The sequence below is a fragment of the Priestia aryabhattai B8W22 genome (assembly GCF_000956595.1).
Taxonomy (GTDB): domain Bacteria; phylum Bacillota; class Bacilli; order Bacillales; family Bacillaceae_H; genus Priestia; species Priestia aryabhattai.
This window is the reverse complement of the sequence record NZ_JYOO01000004.1, coordinates 16,319-31,934: the sequence shown is the minus strand read 5'-3', so window position 1 is coordinate 31,934 and position 15,616 is coordinate 16,319. Positions and strand designations below refer to the sequence as shown.

At 38.5% G+C, this 15,616-nt stretch carries 25 protein-coding genes; 20 read left to right on the top strand and 5 right to left on the bottom strand.

The genetic code is table 11. The features are described 5' to 3' along the window. The first annotated feature begins 126 nt into the window (after positions 1 to 126). The 3 genes from N178_RS04160 to N178_RS04150 all read left to right on the top strand — a co-directional run bounded on the left by N178_RS04160 (position 127) and on the right by N178_RS04150 (position 1,703). Positions 127 to 837 carry a GntR family transcriptional regulator gene (locus N178_RS04160; RefSeq protein WP_045290709.1) on the top strand — a complete coding sequence of 237 codons (711 nt, stop codon included), beginning with the start codon at positions 127 to 129 and terminating at the stop codon, positions 835 to 837. A gap of 168 nt (positions 838 to 1,005) precedes the next feature. Continuing rightward, positions 1,006 to 1,188, top strand: coding sequence for a hypothetical protein (locus N178_RS04155; RefSeq protein ID WP_237758407.1), 183 nt, complete (start codon positions 1,006 to 1,008; stop codon positions 1,186 to 1,188). A gap of 23 nt (positions 1,189 to 1,211) precedes the next feature. Then, a complete protein-coding gene (locus N178_RS04150; RefSeq protein WP_045290707.1) occupies positions 1,212 to 1,703 on the top strand; it encodes a GNAT family N-acetyltransferase in 492 nt (163 codons plus the stop codon). A 31-nt stretch (positions 1,704 to 1,734) separates the two neighbouring features. Here the strand turns inward: N178_RS04150 and N178_RS04145 are convergent, their stop codons facing one another. Then, a complete protein-coding gene (locus N178_RS04145; protein WP_045290704.1) occupies positions 1,735 to 2,628 on the bottom strand; it encodes a DMT family transporter in 894 nt (297 codons plus the stop codon). A gap of 114 nt (positions 2,629 to 2,742) precedes the next feature. Between N178_RS04145 and N178_RS04140 the strand changes: the two genes are divergently transcribed. The 3 genes from N178_RS04140 to N178_RS04130 all read left to right on the top strand — a co-directional run bounded on the left by N178_RS04140 (position 2,743) and on the right by N178_RS04130 (position 5,202). Next, positions 2,743 to 3,615, top strand: a complete 873-nt coding sequence (locus N178_RS04140) for a LysR family transcriptional regulator (protein ID WP_045290700.1) — start codon at positions 2,743 to 2,745, stop codon at positions 3,613 to 3,615. 130 nt (positions 3,616 to 3,745) lie between these two features. Further along, entirely contained in the window at positions 3,746 to 4,525 is a 780-nt protein-coding gene (gene fabI / locus N178_RS04135; protein ID WP_014459159.1) for an enoyl-ACP reductase FabI, read from the top strand. A gap of 149 nt (positions 4,526 to 4,674) precedes the next feature. Then, positions 4,675 to 5,202 (top strand): hypothetical protein, encoded by a 528-nt coding sequence (locus tag N178_RS04130; RefSeq protein WP_045290697.1) that lies wholly within the window; start codon positions 4,675 to 4,677, stop codon positions 5,200 to 5,202. A gap of 107 nt (positions 5,203 to 5,309) precedes the next feature. Here N178_RS04130 and N178_RS27425 read toward each other — a convergent pair whose 3' ends face one another. After that, positions 5,310 to 5,504, bottom strand: coding sequence for a hypothetical protein (locus tag N178_RS27425; RefSeq protein WP_045290695.1), 195 nt, complete (start codon positions 5,502 to 5,504; stop codon positions 5,310 to 5,312). A gap of 180 nt (positions 5,505 to 5,684) precedes the next feature. On the opposite strand from N178_RS27425, the gene N178_RS04120 reads away from it, so the two are divergent. From N178_RS04120 to N178_RS04070, 11 genes are all read left to right on the top strand, one after another. Then, complete coding sequence (locus N178_RS04120; protein ID WP_045290693.1) at positions 5,685 to 6,002, top strand: hypothetical protein; 318 nt, start codon at positions 5,685 to 5,687, stop codon at positions 6,000 to 6,002. 344 nt (positions 6,003 to 6,346) lie between these two features. Beyond that, positions 6,347 to 6,706, top strand: coding sequence for a hypothetical protein (locus tag N178_RS04115; protein WP_045290691.1), 360 nt, complete (start codon positions 6,347 to 6,349; stop codon positions 6,704 to 6,706). After that, positions 6,696 to 6,956 carry a metal-sensitive transcriptional regulator gene (locus tag N178_RS04110; RefSeq protein ID WP_045290690.1) on the top strand — a complete coding sequence of 87 codons (261 nt, stop codon included), beginning with the start codon at positions 6,696 to 6,698 and terminating at the stop codon, positions 6,954 to 6,956. Before N178_RS04115 ends, N178_RS04110 begins: the two co-directional genes overlap by 11 nt. A gap of 92 nt (positions 6,957 to 7,048) precedes the next feature. Further along, positions 7,049 to 7,276, top strand: coding sequence for a sulfurtransferase TusA family protein (locus tag N178_RS04105; RefSeq protein ID WP_045290688.1), 228 nt, complete (start codon positions 7,049 to 7,051; stop codon positions 7,274 to 7,276). Positions 7,277 to 7,322: 46 nt separating this feature from the next. Then, on the top strand, positions 7,323 to 7,805 hold the full coding sequence (locus tag N178_RS04100) for a DsrE/DsrF/DrsH-like family protein (protein WP_045290686.1): 483 nt from the start codon (positions 7,323 to 7,325) through the stop codon (positions 7,803 to 7,805). 27 nt (positions 7,806 to 7,832) lie between these two features. Next, positions 7,833 to 8,189, top strand: a complete 357-nt coding sequence (locus tag N178_RS04095; protein ID WP_045290684.1) for a rhodanese-like domain-containing protein — start codon at positions 7,833 to 7,835, stop codon at positions 8,187 to 8,189. Between the two features lie 22 nt (positions 8,190 to 8,211). Further along, positions 8,212 to 8,508: a rhodanese-like domain-containing protein gene (locus N178_RS04090; protein WP_045290683.1), complete on the top strand. Its 297-nt coding sequence runs from the start codon at positions 8,212 to 8,214 to the stop codon at positions 8,506 to 8,508. A 55-nt stretch (positions 8,509 to 8,563) separates the two neighbouring features. After that, complete coding sequence (locus tag N178_RS04085; RefSeq protein WP_045290682.1) at positions 8,564 to 9,115, top strand: sulfurtransferase TusA family protein; 552 nt, start codon at positions 8,564 to 8,566, stop codon at positions 9,113 to 9,115. A 62-nt stretch (positions 9,116 to 9,177) separates the two neighbouring features. Beyond that, positions 9,178 to 10,305, top strand: coding sequence for an MBL fold metallo-hydrolase (locus N178_RS04080; protein ID WP_045290681.1), 1,128 nt, complete (start codon positions 9,178 to 9,180; stop codon positions 10,303 to 10,305). 24 nt (positions 10,306 to 10,329) lie between these two features. Continuing rightward, positions 10,330 to 10,554, top strand: coding sequence for a sulfurtransferase TusA family protein (locus N178_RS04075; RefSeq protein ID WP_028409361.1), 225 nt, complete (start codon positions 10,330 to 10,332; stop codon positions 10,552 to 10,554). 70 nt (positions 10,555 to 10,624) lie between these two features. Continuing rightward, positions 10,625 to 11,401 carry a sulfite exporter TauE/SafE family protein gene (locus N178_RS04070; RefSeq protein WP_045290680.1) on the top strand — a complete coding sequence of 259 codons (777 nt, stop codon included), beginning with the start codon at positions 10,625 to 10,627 and terminating at the stop codon, positions 11,399 to 11,401. A 26-nt stretch (positions 11,402 to 11,427) separates the two neighbouring features. Here the strand turns inward: N178_RS04070 and N178_RS26880 are convergent, their stop codons facing one another. From N178_RS26880 to N178_RS04060, 3 genes are all read right to left on the bottom strand, one after another. Continuing rightward, positions 11,428 to 11,604: a hypothetical protein gene (locus N178_RS26880; protein WP_168761041.1), complete on the bottom strand. Its 177-nt coding sequence runs from the start codon at positions 11,602 to 11,604 to the stop codon at positions 11,428 to 11,430. A gap of 93 nt (positions 11,605 to 11,697) precedes the next feature. Then, the gene (locus tag N178_RS04065; protein WP_045290678.1) at positions 11,698 to 12,237 is read right to left on the bottom strand and encodes a DUF2812 domain-containing protein; all 540 of its coding nucleotides are present in this window, start codon (positions 12,235 to 12,237) and stop codon (positions 11,698 to 11,700) included. Beyond that, the gene (locus N178_RS04060; protein WP_028409358.1) at positions 12,238 to 12,564 is read right to left on the bottom strand and encodes a PadR family transcriptional regulator; all 327 of its coding nucleotides are present in this window, start codon (positions 12,562 to 12,564) and stop codon (positions 12,238 to 12,240) included. Between the two features lie 518 nt (positions 12,565 to 13,082). Here N178_RS04060 and N178_RS04055 point away from each other — a divergent pair. The 3 genes from N178_RS04055 to N178_RS04045 all read left to right on the top strand — a co-directional run bounded on the left by N178_RS04055 (position 13,083) and on the right by N178_RS04045 (position 15,613). Beyond that, on the top strand, positions 13,083 to 14,285 hold the full coding sequence (locus N178_RS04055; RefSeq protein WP_045290676.1) for an aminotransferase-like domain-containing protein: 1,203 nt from the start codon (positions 13,083 to 13,085) through the stop codon (positions 14,283 to 14,285). A 5-nt stretch (positions 14,286 to 14,290) separates the two neighbouring features. Further along, on the top strand, positions 14,291 to 14,893 hold the full coding sequence (locus N178_RS04050) for a dienelactone hydrolase family protein (RefSeq protein WP_045290675.1): 603 nt from the start codon (positions 14,291 to 14,293) through the stop codon (positions 14,891 to 14,893). A 105-nt stretch (positions 14,894 to 14,998) separates the two neighbouring features. Then, complete coding sequence (locus N178_RS04045; RefSeq protein WP_045290673.1) at positions 14,999 to 15,613, top strand: GNAT family N-acetyltransferase; 615 nt, start codon at positions 14,999 to 15,001, stop codon at positions 15,611 to 15,613. Positions 15,614 to 15,616: the final 3 nt, after the last annotated feature.

Sequence of the window (15,616 nt, the reverse complement as noted above, 5' to 3'; positions counted from 1 at the left end):
TATCGATACAATTTATCAATACCCAAATAAAATAATAATCAATAAATAATTTAAGTTTAGGGTATGCAGTTAGATTATGGTATAATCGTGTTATTCTCGAGACAAATTTAGTGAAGAGGTATAGCTATGATCAAATACCAACAAATTGCAATTGAAATTGAAACCTATATTGAAGACCATAAGCTTCAGCAAGGAGATAAGCTGCCGGTATTAGAAACGCTGATGGCGCAATTCAAGGCGAGCAAAAGTACCGTAACAAAGGCCTTAGATCTGCTAGAGAAAAAAGGCGTTGTTTTTCAAGTGAGAGGAAGCGGCATTTTTGTCCGCCGCCATAAGCGAACAGGATATATCGGCTTGCTTTCTAACCAAGGATTTACAAGCGAACTAGAAGATTTTCATTTAACATCGGAAGTGATTGAGCTAGATGTACGAAAGCCGACGCAAGAAGCCGCGTTAAATTTAAACATAGCCGAAGGTAGCGACGCGTATTATGTCAAAAGAGTACGATATATCAACGGCCAGACGCTGTGTCTAGAAGAATCGTTTTATAATAAATCCATCGTTACATACTTAAATAACGAAATTGTGTCAGAGTCTATTTTTCATTACATTAAAGAAGGGCTTGGCTTAAAAATCGGGTTTTCTGATCTATATCTTCACGTCGGTAAGCTGAACGGAGAAGAAGCTACATACTTAGGATTAAAAGAAGGCGATCCTAAATTATTTATTGAAACGCTCTTTCACTTAGCGAACGGCCAGCCGTTTGACTTTTCAAAAGTAACGTATAACTACGAACAGTCTCAGTTCTTTTTACAAGCAACGAGTCACGTTTTATAAAAAAGTGTCCGTCTCTCAACTAGGCAGGACGAGAGGCAGGCACTTTTTTTCATTTCTTCAATAAAAATATGAAATAAGATAAAGATTGTAATAAATAGGAAATTCTTATACGATAAAATGGTTACAGGATTTATGGAGATAAGGGAAAGAGGTGCTAAGTTGAAAAAGATGCTGAGTTATCTTATTCCGATGCTTTTTATGTTTGGTTTGCTTTCTATGAATTTATTTCAGCCGACTAAAGGCGATTTTATCGCTGTAGGTGTAATATCGATTCTTGCAGGTACCGTAATTGGTTTTATAATGAACATAGGTCATGCAGTATTAAAAATAGTCAAAAGTAAGATGGAGTAAACTGATTAGAGGCGGTGGAGGTTTTGAGTGAAAGTATCATTATTCAGCCATATGCTAGCAAGTATCAACAGCAAGTAGTGGATTTAATTCTTCATATTCAGCAGCAAGAATACCAAATTCCAATAACGGAAAAAGATCAGCCTGATTTATTTAAAATCGAAAGCTTTTATCAACGGGGAAACGGAAACTTCTGGGTGGCTGTTTGCAACGAAAAAGTAGTAGGAAGCGTAGCTTTAATAGACATTGGCAGCCGTCAAGTAGCGCTGCGGAAAATGTTTGTAGCAAAGTCTTATAGAGGAGCAAGCGTCAAAACAGCTCACCGTTTATTGTATACAGCCATCGCGTGGGCCAAAGAGAAAGAAGTGGAAAGAATATACTTAGGAACCACCTTACAATATAGGGCTGCCCATCGATTTTATGAGAAAAATGGATTTCAAGCTATAGAGAAAGAAAAGCTGCCTGCGAATTTCCCGGTGATGAACGTAGATAAAAAGTTTTATACATATGGGGTATAAAATGAGCCACTAGATTCTTATCTAGCGGCTTTTACTTTGGCAATGTCTCTTGATAATGAACTCTTTTTTTCAATAGTAAATCGTCTAACTGAGCAATTAAAATCCCCGCGACTACAATAACAGAACCAATCAGTTCTTTAAGCGTAAACAGCTCGTGCAAAAAGAGAACGGCAAACAGCGAAGCAAAAATCGGCTCTGTTGCAAAAATAAGACCTGTGTGAGTAGGCGTTGTATAGCGCTGCGCAATAGCTTGACAAATGAATCCAAACGCGCTGCAAAGAACGCCAAGTCCTAAAATCGCAATCCATGATGATAAAGTAGCTGGAATGCTGGGGTGTTCAAATAAAAAGCTGCAAATCAGTGCAAATAATCCAGCAAAACCTAGCTGTAAAATGCCGAGAGCAATTGGATTTTCGTTTTTCGTAAACGTGCCGGTCAGCGTAATATGAATGGCATAACATAGCGCCGTTCCAATGCAAAGTACATCACCAGTATTCATATGAAAGGAGTGCTTTAAAGTTAAAACACCTATACCAGTTAGGGTAACGATAACTCCAAGTCCAATCGGCCAAGAAGGAAGCTTCTTTACTAGCAGGCAGTTGAGCAATGGAACAAAAATGACCGTTAAACTGACAAGAAATCCGGCATTTGAAGCAGACGTCATGCTGACGCCAAACGTGACAAATGAAAAAACTGAAAACAGTAAAAAGCCTAAAATAGCTGATGATAAAATTGTTTTGCGCGTGATATGTAGTAAAGGCTTATAGAAAAATAGTCCGGCAATCAAAAAAGCAATTAAACATCTAAGTGCAATGATAGTAAATGACCCGAGCGAACTCAGCCCCATTTTCATAAACACGTACGACATGCCCCAAAATACATTTACACCAACCATCATCATATTTGCTCGTGTGCGGTAACTCACGTTCAACCCTCCATTGTTTATGATGTACTCACAGTATACAAAGGAATTTGATATTAATAAAATGAATCTTTATAATGATGAACGTGAATTAAATTCATGTTAAGGCGGGAGAAAATGAGCTTAGTGAAATATGAAATTTTAAACAAAGTAGCGGAAGTGAGAAGCTTTACAAAAGCGGCAGATGCGCTGGCGCTCACGCAGTCAGCGGTCAGTCATGCCATTACAAATCTTGAAACAGAATTTGGATTTCCGCTTGTGAATCGAAACAGATCAGGCATTACCTTAACAACAGAAGGCGAAGCGATGCTTCTTGCTATTCGGAAAGTGCTCCAAGAAAATGAAAAAGTTCATCAAGAAGCAGCCAGTCTCTTAGGTCTTGCAAAAGGAACCATCAAAATCGGTATTTTTAAAAGCGTATCGACCAAGTGGCTCCCCGAAATTATTCAGCTGATGGAAAAAAACTACCCTGAGATTCAAATTCAGCTTAAAGAAGGCGATTACCTTGAAATTGAACAGTGGCTGCTGAGCGGAGAAATAGACTGCGGCTTTATCAATATTACGCATTCAAGTCAATTTCATATTATTTCTTTAAAAAAAGACCGGCTGCTGTGCGTGGTATCAAATCAAAGTGCTTTGTATCATCAAAAAACCGTTTCCTTTAAAGATTTAGAGAGAGAACCATTTATTATGCCTACGTACGGCGGATATCATGATATTAAGCAATTGTTTGAAGAACAGGGGGTTCAGCCTGAAATTCGCTTTGAATTAATGGATGAAAGTGCTATCCTATCGATGATTACGCATCACTTAGGCATTAGCATTTTACCTGAAATGCTTTTAGATGCTATACCACAAGAGCTGCGTGCCATTCCGTTTCAAGTGGACAGCTACCGTTCAATTGGTCTAGCTACTCGTTATCATCTCTCGCCTGCGGCTGAGAAATTTGCTGAAACAACACAGACATGGCTGCAGAATTCGGACAAATAAGAGGTCATTTATAGACCAAAATTGGTTAATTCATAAGACTCTTAGGAACTAAGCGCATCTTTGTGCTATAATAAAGCTATACAATTACCTATTAGTCATCATTGATGACTAATTTTTTTTGGAGGATAATATGGAAGATTTATTACAATTAAAGAACAAGAACATTGTGATTATGGGAGTTGCCAACGACAGAAGTATTGCTTGGGGTGTTGCAAAAGCCCTTCATCAAGTAGGAGCAAACTTAATTTTTACATACCGTAAAGAACGTTCACTAGGAAAGTTGAACAAGCTGTTAGAAAAAAACGAAATTCAAGCATCATTAATCGCAGAATGCGACGTAAACAGTGACGAAAGCATTGAAGCAGCGTTCAAAAAAATCGGAGAAGAGGCAGGCACAGTTCACGGAGTGATTCACTCTGTTGCGTTTGCTCATTCAGAAGATCTAAACGGCGAGTTTATTAATACATCAAGAAGCGGATATGCATTTGCTCAAGACACAAGCGCTTATTCATTTATCGCTGTAGCGAAAGCAGCAAAACCTCTTATGACAGAAGGCGGTTCTCTTGTAGCAATGAGCTATCTTGGTGCAGAACGTGCAGTTGAAGGCTATAACGTAATGGGCGTAGCGAAAGCAGCACTTGAGTCTTCAGTAAAATACTTAGCATTAGACTTAGGAAAAGACAATATCCGCGTAAATGCGATTTCAGCAGGCCCAATTCGTACGCTTGCAGCAAAAGGCATTTCTGACTTTAACCAAATTCTTCACAAAGTTGAAGAAAAAGCACCTCTTAAGCGTAATGTAACGCAAGCAGAAGTTGGCGACATGACGGTTGTGTTACTGAGCCATCTTTCACGCGGCGTAACAGGAGAAATCGTACACGTAGACGCTGGTTATAATATTGTAGGTTAATTCCAAAACACCTTCTCGAATGAGAAGGTGTTTTTTTGTGGGAAACTCAGAAATCTATCGTTTCCTCTAGTGAAAATTATGTGTTAAAGGACAAGCATCCAAGCATTTTTCCTGCGAATGAATAAAATAGAGAGACACATAAAGAAAGGATGATTACAATTAAAAAAGATGATAAATATTATGTAGAAAAGTCTCATTTTTCTAAGAAACATCATCATTGTTCTTCCAAACAAGGCAATACCAGAGACTCAGCGTTTCGTGCTCTTAACCTTGCAAATCAACCCATATCAGCAAACACTTCTGCAAAAGTTTCTTATCAGTTTAAACAATTTGATTTAGCAAATGAATACAATCCCGTTACGTCTGTTTTTCGTCCCAAAAAAGATGGCGTCTATTCCCTTGTTGCTACAATTGGATTTCTCCCTAATGATACGACTGTCGATTATCGAGCGCGCGTAGAAATTCGTGTCAATGGCACGGCGGTTATCGCGATTGATAACGATTTCTTTGGAGGAAACACTATATTTGTTAACGTGGTATCCGTTTCTACTATTTATAATTTAGAAAAAGGAGACCGAGTTGAAGTCTTCGCGGAAAGTAATGTTGACGGCACAATTGTCACAACAGAAAATGCATCGCATTTCGAAGCAGCAAGATTTCCATCTCCTTCCGAATAAAGAGCTACATGCATCTTTTGGTGTATAGAAGTCGAGAAAAACAAGTTTAATACAAGCAGGCAAAAGAAGCAGATTTCTTATAAGAAACCTGCTTCTTTTGCCTATATTTATTTAAACGTTTCTTTTAGATCTTTTTGAGCCTTTTTCATAGGAAGGTAAACAAGTACGTGTAAAGAAAGGCCAGTCACGGCAGTAATATTAGCAACAAGGCTAATCATAAGAAATACCCATTCTATACTTCCAGATAAGTTTGCGCTTCCGCTTATAAGAGAAGAGCTTACTCCTATAAGTAAGATGGCCATTAGCAAAGGCAAGTTTTTAACTAATTGAAATCCTCCTGGAAGTTTTATTTTAATATTACCACATAACAACAAGAGTGTTATTTAATTCATAATTAATCAAACGCCTATATTTTAAAATAGATAAGCTCTAAACCCCAACATGAACATATAATGTGGCAAAGGAAAAGGAGTTGACGAAATATGCATCAAGGACAGCAACATTACATTCCATGGGAACAATGGCATCACCAGCATCCTCAAGGCACGTGGAATCAATGGCATCAGCAACATCCTCATGTACCTTGGGAGCAGTGGCATAAACAGTATCCGCACGGCACATGGAATCAATGGCATCAACAACATCCATACACACCTTGGAATCAGTGGCATCAGCAGTATCCGCACGGTTCGTGGAATCAGTGGCATCAGCAAAATCCATATGTGCCATGGAATCAGTGGCACCAGCAGCATCCACACAGTTCGTGGAATCAATGGCATAATATTTATCATCAAAGCTAATCAGCTTTTTAACACAAAAGGCCCAGTTCCCAAGGAGAACTGGGCCTTTTGTGCGCAGATGGTGAATGGTGCAGTAAGCTTATTTTTTAGTAATTTATATGAGCCCAGGTGATGTATGAAAACGGAAAAGTCTGTTTGGTCTATAGGGGAGGGGGTACACACAATAAAGCAGATTAAAGAAAACATTCATGATTCCTAAGGTGTATAAAGTGGATTGGTTCGTATGAAAGGATCCATGTAAATAAGTAAAATTAAATATAATTTTCTCGCTTGACAATATACCTATAGGGGTATAATATAGAGCATGTAAACAACATCAAATTAATAGCAAGGCGGTGATTGTTATGCTCTATATAGCAGTGTTATTGCTTGCTATTTTATTTATTGCATACAGACGTTATTATCCCGTTAAAGGAATACAGTGCATACGGGAATCTGAAGCAAAAGAACGTGGGCGAACGGTTTTAGATATTCGCCATTATCATGAAGTTCGCGATTCTATTGGTACAGTTATTCCGTATGCGTATCTCAAACGCTTTTATTCAGAAATTCCACAGGGCAGCGTTCATCTGATTGCCGGAGATAGAGTGGAGTTAAATTTAGGCGAACGGTTTTTACGAAAAAAAGGTTTTGAAGTACCCAGCTATGAGTTAGCAGCGTGTAAAAGTAAAGGAAAGAAAGGGGTATTCGATTATGGAGTATAATCAACAAGTGAAAAATCGTCTGCGCCGAATTGAAGGGCAGCTAAAAGGCGTGCTTAGCATGATGGAACAAGGAAGAGACTGCCGAGACGTCGTGACTCAATTATCTGCTGCAAGAAGTGCCATTGATCGCACAATGGGAGTCATTGTAAGCAGCAATCTTGAACAGTGCGTCAGAGAAAGCCTGGAGCAAGGAGAGCCAACGGAAGGTTTAGTGAAAGAAGCTGTACAGCTGTTAGTGAAAAGTCGTTAATCATTGTCACCTTGTTTAAGGTCGACGAATATCATTATTTAGTATAATATACCCCTACAGGTATATGTATATAAAAAGGAGAGATAAATACGATGAAAATTGATCAAGTTTTAGATGCAAAAGGATTAGCTTGTCCAATGCCAATCGTCAAAACAAAAAAAGCAATGGATACTTTAACAACAGGTCAAGTATTAGAAGTGCAAACAACAGATAAAGGTGCTAAAAGTGATTTAACAGCTTGGACAAAATCAACAGGACACGAGCTTATTGATTTTAAAGAAGAAGGCAGTACATTTATCTTTTACATTCAAAAAGGCTAATTTTTTTGGAATTAAATATACCCCATAGGGTAATAGGAGGGACAACATGACTGAACAAAAGAAACGAACAACAATTGTATTATTTAGCGGTGATTATGACAAAGCGATGGCAGCTTATATTATTGCCAACGGAGCGGCTGCTTATGACCATGAAGTGACAATATTCCATACGTTTTGGGGATTGAATGCGCTTCGTAAAGAAGAAATGGTTCCGGTGAAAAAAGGATTTTTAGAAAAGATGTTTGGTAAAATGATGCCGCGCGGTGCGGATAAAATGGGCTTATCTAAAATGAACTTTGCAGGTATGGGACCTAAAATGATTAAAAATGTCATGAAAAAGCATAATGCCCTAACGCTGCCGCAGCTTATCGAAATGGCACAGGAACAAGATGTGAAGCTAGTGGCTTGTACGATGACGATGGATCTTCTAGGGTTACAGGAAAAAGAACTGCTAGATAATATTGATTATGCAGGCGTAGCGGCGTATTTAGCCGACGCAGAAGACGGAAACGTAAACTTATTCATCTAAAAGATAACTCATGAAGCGAGGGTCAATATGATTATCAATGCGCTTATTATCATATTTCTGTTGTGGTTTTTGTATCAGCGTTTTGCACCAGTAAAAGGTATTCAGCAAATAGCCACGACGGAGTTAAAAGCAAAGTTGAAAAATAAAAATAACCAGTTTATCGACGTGCGAACACCGCATGAATTTCGTACCAAACATATTAAAGGATTTCGAAACATTCCTTTATCAGAACTGCCAGCGCAAACAGGCCAGCTTTTAAAAGACAGAGAAGTAGTCGTTATTTGTCAAAGCGGAATGAGAAGTATGAAAGCAAGTAAACTGTTGAAAAAGCAAGGTTTTACATCCATCACCAACGTTAAAGGCGGCATGAATACGTGGAGATAAATCAAAAAGGAGGAGACGCAGCGTGAAGGCAATAGCAGCACAAGAAGTAGAACAATTAGTAAAAAAACAAGAACAAATTCACATTTTAGACGTGCGTGAAGTAGAGGAAGTAAAAACAGGTAAAATACCAAATGCGTTAAATATTCCGCTTCCTTTATTGGAATTCCGTATGCATGAGTTAGATAAAGCAAAGAATTATATTGTTGTCTGTCGTTCTGGTGGCAGAAGCGGTATGGCAGCTCGTTTTCTTGAGCAGCAAGGCTACAGTGTAACGAATATGAACGGCGGAATGATGGAGTGGAAAGGGGAAACGGTCTAATTTTTTTAGACAAAAATATACCCCTACCAGTATTTAAACCAAGGAGGAAAAAGAAATGATGCAAGCAAACTTCGTATTAGATGCAAAAGGGCTAGCGTGTCCAATGCCAATCGTAAGAACAAAGAAGAAAATGAATGAATTAGAAGCAGGTCAAGTACTAGAAATTCAAGCAACAGATAAAGGCTCTACGGCTGACTTACAAGCGTGGGCAAAAAGCACAGGCCATGAGTATTTAGGTACAGAGACAGCAGGTGACGTTCTGCACCACTTTCTTCGTAAAGGCGGCGCTGAAGAAAACGCAACGCCAATTCCTGAAATTTCATTAGAAGAATTTGCGAAAAAAGTAGAGAATGATGAACATCTTCATATTTTAGACGTTCGCGAAGTAGAAGAATACGATGAAGCTCATATTCCAGGCGTAGTTCATATTCCGCTTGGCGAAGTAGAAAAACGTTCGAATGAGCTAAATAAAGAGAATGAAATTTATATTATTTGCCACTCTGGAAGACGAAGTGAAATGGCAGGGCAAACGATGAAAAAGCAAGGATTTAAAAACGTAATTAACGTGGTTCCTGGTATGCGTGACTGGACAGGTAAAGTAGAATAACCAATCGATTATAATGGATTAAAAAATTTTGATATTTCATATACCTAAGGGGGTATTTTAATATGACAGTACATGTACTTACTGCAAAAGAAGTTACAGCTAAAATTATTAATAAAGAACCGCTATTTATCTTGGACGTTCGTAATGAAAATGATTTTAGCGATTGGAAAATTGAAGGTCATTACTTCGATCATTTAAATGTTCCATACTTCGATCTTTTAGACGGAGTAGAAGAAATCTTAGAAAAAATCCCTTCTGATAAAGAAGTGTTAGTTGTCTGCGCCAAAGAAGGTTCATCGGTGATGGTAGCTGACATGCTTTCAGAAGCGGGTCTTACCGTATCGTACCTAAAAGGCGGTATGAAAGCGTGGAGTGAATATTTAGAGCCTGTTAAAGTCGGCGATTTAAAAGACGGCGGAGAAATTTATCAGTTTGTTCGTATCGGTAAAGGATGCTTATCTTATATGATCGTATCAAACGGTGAAGCGGCTATTATTGATGCGACGCGTATGGCAGATGTGTATATCAATTTCGCCAAAGAGCTTGGTGTCACAGTTAAGCATGTGTTTGATACGCACCTTCATGCAGATCACATTTCAGGAGGAAGAGTCATTGCGGAAGCAACAAATGCAGCGTACTGGCTGCCTCCAAAGGATGCAGAAGAAGTGATTTTTGACTACAAGGCTTTAGAAGAAGGCAGTGATGTCGTAATTGGCAACACAACGATTACGATTCAGCCTCTTTATTCACCGGGTCATACGATTGGATCAACTTCTTTTATCGTAGACAATCAATACTTGCTTTCAGGAGATATTTTGTTCATCGACTCAATTGGGCGTCCTGATTTAGCTGGTATGGCTGAAGACTGGGTAGGCGATCTGCGCGAGACGCTTTATACACGCTATAAAGCATTATCAGATGAGTTAATCGTATTGCCAGCTCATTTTATGATTATTGATGAGCTAAATGACAACGGCAGCGTAGCTGAAAAGTTAGGTACGTTGTTTGCGAAAAATCATGGATTAAATATAAAAGACGAAGCAGAGTTCAGACACTTAGTAACAGATAATTTACCGCCGCAGCCAAATGCCTATCAAGAAATTCGTGAAACCAATATGGGGAAAGTAAGTCCAGATGAAGAAAAACAGCGTGAAATGGAGATTGGACCAAACCGCTGTGCAATTCGCTAAAACCTAAACAAAGGAGAGAGAGAAATGGAATCAAATAAAGTACTAGATGCAAAAGGGCTGGCATGTCCAATGCCGATTGTTAAAACAAAAAAAGCAATGAATGAACTAGAAGCTGGCCAAGTGTTAGAGATTCACGCAACGGATAAAGGGGCAAAAAACGACCTTGCAGCCTGGGCGAAATCTGGCGGTCATGAGCTTCTTCAGACAGAAGAAGGCGACGTTCTTAAATTTTGGATTAAAAAAGGATAAGAAAAAATGGACGAAAAGGGTATCTCTTGCAAAAGGTACCCTTTCCTTATATGAAACGGAGCGACTATAGATGGATCTTACATTTATCATCACGCTTTTTCTTATTGGATTTATTGGGTCGTTTATTTCCGGTATGGTCGGTATTGGCGGGTCTGTTATTAATTATCCGATGTTGTTATATATTCCTCCATTAGTAGGAGTAGGAGCATTAACGGCTCATCAAGTCTCAGGTGCAGGAGCTGTTCAAGTGTTCTTTGCGACAATAGGCGGCGTATGGGCGTATCGAAAAAGCGGATTTTTAAACAAATCATTAATTTTATATATGGGCAGCAATATTCTAATCGGAAGCATGCTTGGAAGCTACAGCTCACATTATATGAGTGAACAAGGATTAAATGTTGTGTATGGAGTGTTAGCTCTTATTGCGGTTATGATGATGTTTATTCCAAAGAAAAATTTAGATTGTATTCAAGATGGGAAGCTTCAATTCAATAAAGGGTTAGCTTCTATTTTATCACTGCTTATCGGAGCAGTAGCAGGAATATTAGGAGCAGGAGGGGCCTTTATTTTAGTTCCCGTCATGCTCGTAGTGCTTAAAATTCCAACTCGAATTACCATCGCAACTTCACTAGCTGTTACCTTCATTTCTTCCATTGGCTCAACCGTTGGAAAGCTAATAACGCATCAAGTTCCATTTATACCGGCACTTATCTTAATTGCTGCCAGCCTGATGGCTTCGCCAATTGGTGCAAAAGTTGGTCAGAAAATGAATACAAAAGTACTTCAGTGGATTCTTGCCGGTTTGATTTTAGCAACGGCAATTAAGATTTGGTGGGGGCTACTATAAAAAGCTATGGATTCCCATAGCTTTTTTTATAACACTTCATCACTTTCCACGTACGTTTCAAGCGCAGGATGAAATTCTTTTTGATAGTGGTTAGACGGACACACTTTCACTACAGTAGCGTGAAGTGCGTTAGATTTTGATGTATTTAACACTTGCTTGCATTTTGGGCATCGTTCATTAAACAGTAAATGAAACCATTTCACTTTTCATCACTCCTGTATTAAAACCTTTAAATCTTATCGAGTTAATAAGGATTATAAAGGGTTTTACACGGCAGGTCAATGAAAAGGGAATTTTTAAATGTTACGAAGCTTTTTTAACTTACGCTGATACGCCAGGTAAGGAAGTCCTGGAAATACTAGAAGCACTGTTGAAATTATTAATAAAATGTCGCTAATCATTCCTACTGCTTCCGGCAGCCAGCCGTATGAGCTCATAGCGTTAAAAAACAGAAAAAACACCATAGCAACAAGAATAGATAGTGCTGCTTTCCCTACGAAATGCTTTTCTCGTTTGTATCTGTCAATAATGGTCTCTATATCGGAATAGATAGGTTTTGTTCCCGGAGGTGCGCTGAAAATATGCATGGCATTCCCCTCTGAACAAACGTGCTGCCATCCAGCATCTTTAAAAAGCAGAAAATATTCATCATCTGCATTTTCCTGAAAATCCAGTGAATATTGAAGGTCTTGAGGCTCTCCTTTTTTTAAGATATATCCTAAAAATGCAAAACGATCTAAAAGCCAGCCTTTTTTAGCATACTCGCTGAGCTTTTGTAAATCTTCTTGCTCTGCAAAAGCCGTTCCGCCGCTCATTATGTATTTTGTCTTTTTCATTTATAAACCTCCTAAAGCATCTTCAGCGTGTTTAATCATTTCTTTCCGGCGCTGAATTTCTTTTTTTAAAAACTGAATTCCTTTTTCCGTTGCAACATACGTTTTCTTTTTGTCTTTGCTTTCGCTAAAAAGCATAATCAACTCAGCTGCAAGAAGCTTTTTAATCGTGGTGTACATGGATGCAGGTCCAATTGAAAACTGTTGATTGGTCATGTCTTCAATGGTTTTCATAATAAGATACCCGTGTTTTGCTTCTATGAGGGACACTAAGATGTAGTAAGACGTGTCGGTAAGTTCCCCTGTCTCTAATGAATCGTTTCGCGGCATATTCAACCTCCTTATATCATTAAACGATATATCGTTAATTAATATATATCATTTAATGATATAAACAGTCAATAGAAAATGTTAAATTTTAGGTTTATAATTGCGCCATGAACTTCTTTGATACATATATAAAAGGATGATTTTGAAGAATCATTTAGTGAGATAAATATATTTGTATAAAAAATTAAGAATTTGTAGAATTTATTGTTTATTTATTTGAATTTTATGTTATCCTTTTTAACATACATTAAATATAAGGCCACATTTATCGTACGACCTTTGAATTGTATTGCAGATAGGGAATAAGAAAAATATATATTGAAAGGAGAAAGGGAGAGTCAGAGAGGACGCACATGCTAGTTGTCTGTTAAAAAGGCATCTTTCAAGCTGTAAAAGCTGCATAATCTCATGAATAGAAGCATCCGTCTTAATTTTTCTGACTATTCGAATAATTAGTTTTACCATTGAAAGTTTGAGTCACTGCAAAAGTTTAAAATCTAAAAAAGGAATGATCATCAATGAAAGATAAATTTGCCCAACGAGCTAGTCTTGTAAAATCCTCTGAAACGCGCGAAATTTTAAAAGTAACGGAACGACCAGAAGTCATTTCGTTTGCAGGAGGACTTCCAGCGCCGGAGCTATTTCCCGTTGAAGCAATGAACGATGCGTGCCGCGCCGTATTAAATGAAGACGGAGCTGCTTCGCTTCAATATAGTACAACAGAGGGGTATATACCTTTACGCGAAGCAATTTCTAAACGAATGCAGGACATCGGCATCGAGTCCGCTGTTTCAAACATTTTAATTACGTCTGGATCTCAGCAGGCAATTGATCTTACAGGAAGACTGTTTCTTAATGACGGAGACGTAGTAATCTGTGAAAGTCCAACGTACCTAGCAGCCATCAACGTCTTCAAATCCTACAATGCAACGTTTGTAGAAGTAGACATGGACGAAGACGGAATGATTATGGAAGAACTAGAGAAAAAGCTTCAGGAAAATCCGCATGCTAAATTTATTTATACGATCCCTGATTTTCAAAATCCTACAGGGCGCACATTAACGCGCGAAAGACGTCAGCGAATGATTGAGCTTGCGAACGCATACGATGTGCTGATTGTAGAAGATAATCCGTACGGAGGCGTTCGATTTGCAGGAGAAACGCTGCCGCCGGTTAAGCATTTTGATACAGAAGGCAGAGTTATTTATATCAGCACATTTTCTAAAATCTTTGCACCAGGTCTTCGAATCGGCTGGGTGTGTGCAGAGGAAGCTTTCATTGATAAGTACGTGGCGTTTAAGCAAGTGGCTGACTTGCATACGGACAGCTTTGCTCAGCGCGTAACGGCTAAGTACATGGAGCTTTACGATATCGAAGCGCACATTCAAAAAATTAAAGCCGTATACAAAGAGCGATGTACACAAATGCTGTCGTGCATTGAGGAATTTTTTCCGGAGAATTTGTCTTACAGTAAGCCAGAAGGCGGATTGTTTATTTGGGTAGAGCTGCCCCAAGGAATCGATTCAGCACATATCTTTTCAGAATGTCTAAAAAATAACGTAGCCTGTGTTCCGGGAACACCATTCTTTCCAAATGGCACAAGAAACAACGCGCTGCGCTTGAATTACTCTAATATGTCTGCTGAACAAATCGTAGAAGGCATGAAGCGCATGGGAGACGTATTGCACCGTGAACTGGCGAGAGAAACGACTGTTTTATAAAAGAAATGAAAAAATTAAATAAAGCCATTTTATTAATTCATGAAATATACGGTGTGAACGATCATATGAAGTTTGTAAAACAGGAATTGTCTAAGTTAGAGGCAGATATTATCTGTCCTAACTTATTATCTAAAGACGTTTCTTATAGTTATGAAGAAGAAGGAATGGCTTATCAAAACTTTGTTCAAAACATTGGTATGGATGAGGGTTCAAGACAAATTACTAACATGTTAATTCAACTAAAACAAGAATATGAAGAAGTAGGAATCATGGGATTCAGTGTAGGAGCCACACTATCGTGGCTATGCAGTGAAAACAATTTGTGTAACTTTGTGATTGGCTGTTATGGATCGCGCATTAGAGATTATGTAAATAGAAGTCCTGTTTGTCCAACTCTTCTTATTTTTCCTACTAAAGAGGAAGCATTTGACGTGGACTATCTAATAAATTCATTAAAGCAAAAAAGAGAGCCGCTTTTGGAAGTTAAAAAGTTTCACGGCTTTCACGGGTTTATGAATCCTTTTTCACAAACTTTTAATAAAGAATCAGCAGACCAAGCCTTCCAATCAATAAGTGATTTTCTCGAAAAAAACTTAGCTGATAACTAGTATTATGCTGAAAGTGATACCTTACAATAAGCAGAAACTGACCCTTTTTCAGTACGTATACCTGTATTAACATTTTCTTTAAACGTATCAAAAAGGAGCGAGGTTATGCTAAAGTCAGTTGAACTTGTAGGACCCAAAGTAAAACTAGTACCGCTTGAAAACATGCATGAGCAAGGACTCTATGAAGCTGCAAAACCGAAAGAAATTTGGGAGCATCTCCCGGTAAAAGTTCATCGTCTAAGTGATATGAAACAGCTGATTGAAAGTTCTTTAAAAGCAAAGCAGGAAGGAAGAGAGCTGCCTTTTGCTGTGTTTGATATAGAGTCACATTCGATTATAGGAAGCACAAGATTTTTAGATATTTCCCTTCCCAACAAAAGCGTCGAAATAGGGTGGACGTGGTATCATCCATCCGTGTGGCGCACCCGGGTTAATACGGAGTGTAAGTATTTATTATTAAAATACTGTTTTGAAGAGCTGAAGCTTCACCGCGTTCAATTCAAAACGGATGTACGAAACAATCGATCTAGAGCGGCTATTAAACGCTTGGGTGCCACGCAAGAAGGCATCGCCAGAAAACACATGGTTTTACCTGATGGATACGTACGAGATTCGGTTATTTTCAGTGTGATTGACGACGAGTGGCCGTTTGTCAAAAAGCGACTAGAAGGTTTTTTACATGCAGCCAGTCAGGGAAATAAAGAAAATGCCAGCAAATAATGG

Bases quoted from the DNA above. Each gene is read 5' to 3' on its own strand.
- N178_RS04160 (WP_045290709.1), top strand. From the start codon at position 127: ATGATCAAATACCAACAAATTGCAATTGAAATTGAAACCTATATTGAA.
- N178_RS04155 (WP_237758407.1), top strand. From the start codon at position 1,006: ATGCTGAGTTATCTTATTCCGATGCTTTTTATGTTTGGTTTGCTTTCT.
- N178_RS04140 (WP_045290700.1), top strand. From the start codon at position 2,743: ATGAGCTTAGTGAAATATGAAATTTTAAACAAAGTAGCGGAAGTGAGA.
- fabI (WP_014459159.1), top strand. From the start codon at position 3,746: ATGGAAGATTTATTACAATTAAAGAACAAGAACATTGTGATTATGGGA.
- N178_RS04130 (WP_045290697.1), top strand. From the start codon at position 4,675: ATGATTACAATTAAAAAAGATGATAAATATTATGTAGAAAAGTCTCAT.
- N178_RS27425 (WP_045290695.1), bottom strand. From the start codon at position 5,504: ATGGCCATCTTACTTATAGGAGTAAGCTCTTCTCTTATAAGCGGAAGC.
- N178_RS04120 (WP_045290693.1), top strand. From the start codon at position 5,685: ATGCATCAAGGACAGCAACATTACATTCCATGGGAACAATGGCATCAC.
- N178_RS04115 (WP_045290691.1), top strand. From the start codon at position 6,347: ATGCTCTATATAGCAGTGTTATTGCTTGCTATTTTATTTATTGCATAC.
- N178_RS04110 (WP_045290690.1), top strand. From the start codon at position 6,696: ATGGAGTATAATCAACAAGTGAAAAATCGTCTGCGCCGAATTGAAGGG.
- N178_RS04105 (WP_045290688.1), top strand. From the start codon at position 7,049: ATGAAAATTGATCAAGTTTTAGATGCAAAAGGATTAGCTTGTCCAATG.
- N178_RS04100 (WP_045290686.1), top strand. From the start codon at position 7,323: ATGACTGAACAAAAGAAACGAACAACAATTGTATTATTTAGCGGTGAT.
- N178_RS04095 (WP_045290684.1), top strand. From the start codon at position 7,833: ATGATTATCAATGCGCTTATTATCATATTTCTGTTGTGGTTTTTGTAT.
- N178_RS04085 (WP_045290682.1), top strand. From the start codon at position 8,564: ATGATGCAAGCAAACTTCGTATTAGATGCAAAAGGGCTAGCGTGTCCA.
- N178_RS04080 (WP_045290681.1), top strand. From the start codon at position 9,178: ATGACAGTACATGTACTTACTGCAAAAGAAGTTACAGCTAAAATTATT.
- N178_RS04075 (WP_028409361.1), top strand. From the start codon at position 10,330: ATGGAATCAAATAAAGTACTAGATGCAAAAGGGCTGGCATGTCCAATG.
- N178_RS04070 (WP_045290680.1), top strand. From the start codon at position 10,625: ATGGATCTTACATTTATCATCACGCTTTTTCTTATTGGATTTATTGGG.
- N178_RS04065 (WP_045290678.1), bottom strand. From the start codon at position 12,237: ATGAAAAAGACAAAATACATAATGAGCGGCGGAACGGCTTTTGCAGAG.
- N178_RS04060 (WP_028409358.1), bottom strand. From the start codon at position 12,564: ATGCCGCGAAACGATTCATTAGAGACAGGGGAACTTACCGACACGTCT.
- N178_RS04055 (WP_045290676.1), top strand. From the start codon at position 13,083: ATGAAAGATAAATTTGCCCAACGAGCTAGTCTTGTAAAATCCTCTGAA.
- N178_RS04050 (WP_045290675.1), top strand. From the start codon at position 14,291: ATGAAAAAATTAAATAAAGCCATTTTATTAATTCATGAAATATACGGT.
- N178_RS04045 (WP_045290673.1), top strand. From the start codon at position 14,999: ATGCTAAAGTCAGTTGAACTTGTAGGACCCAAAGTAAAACTAGTACCG.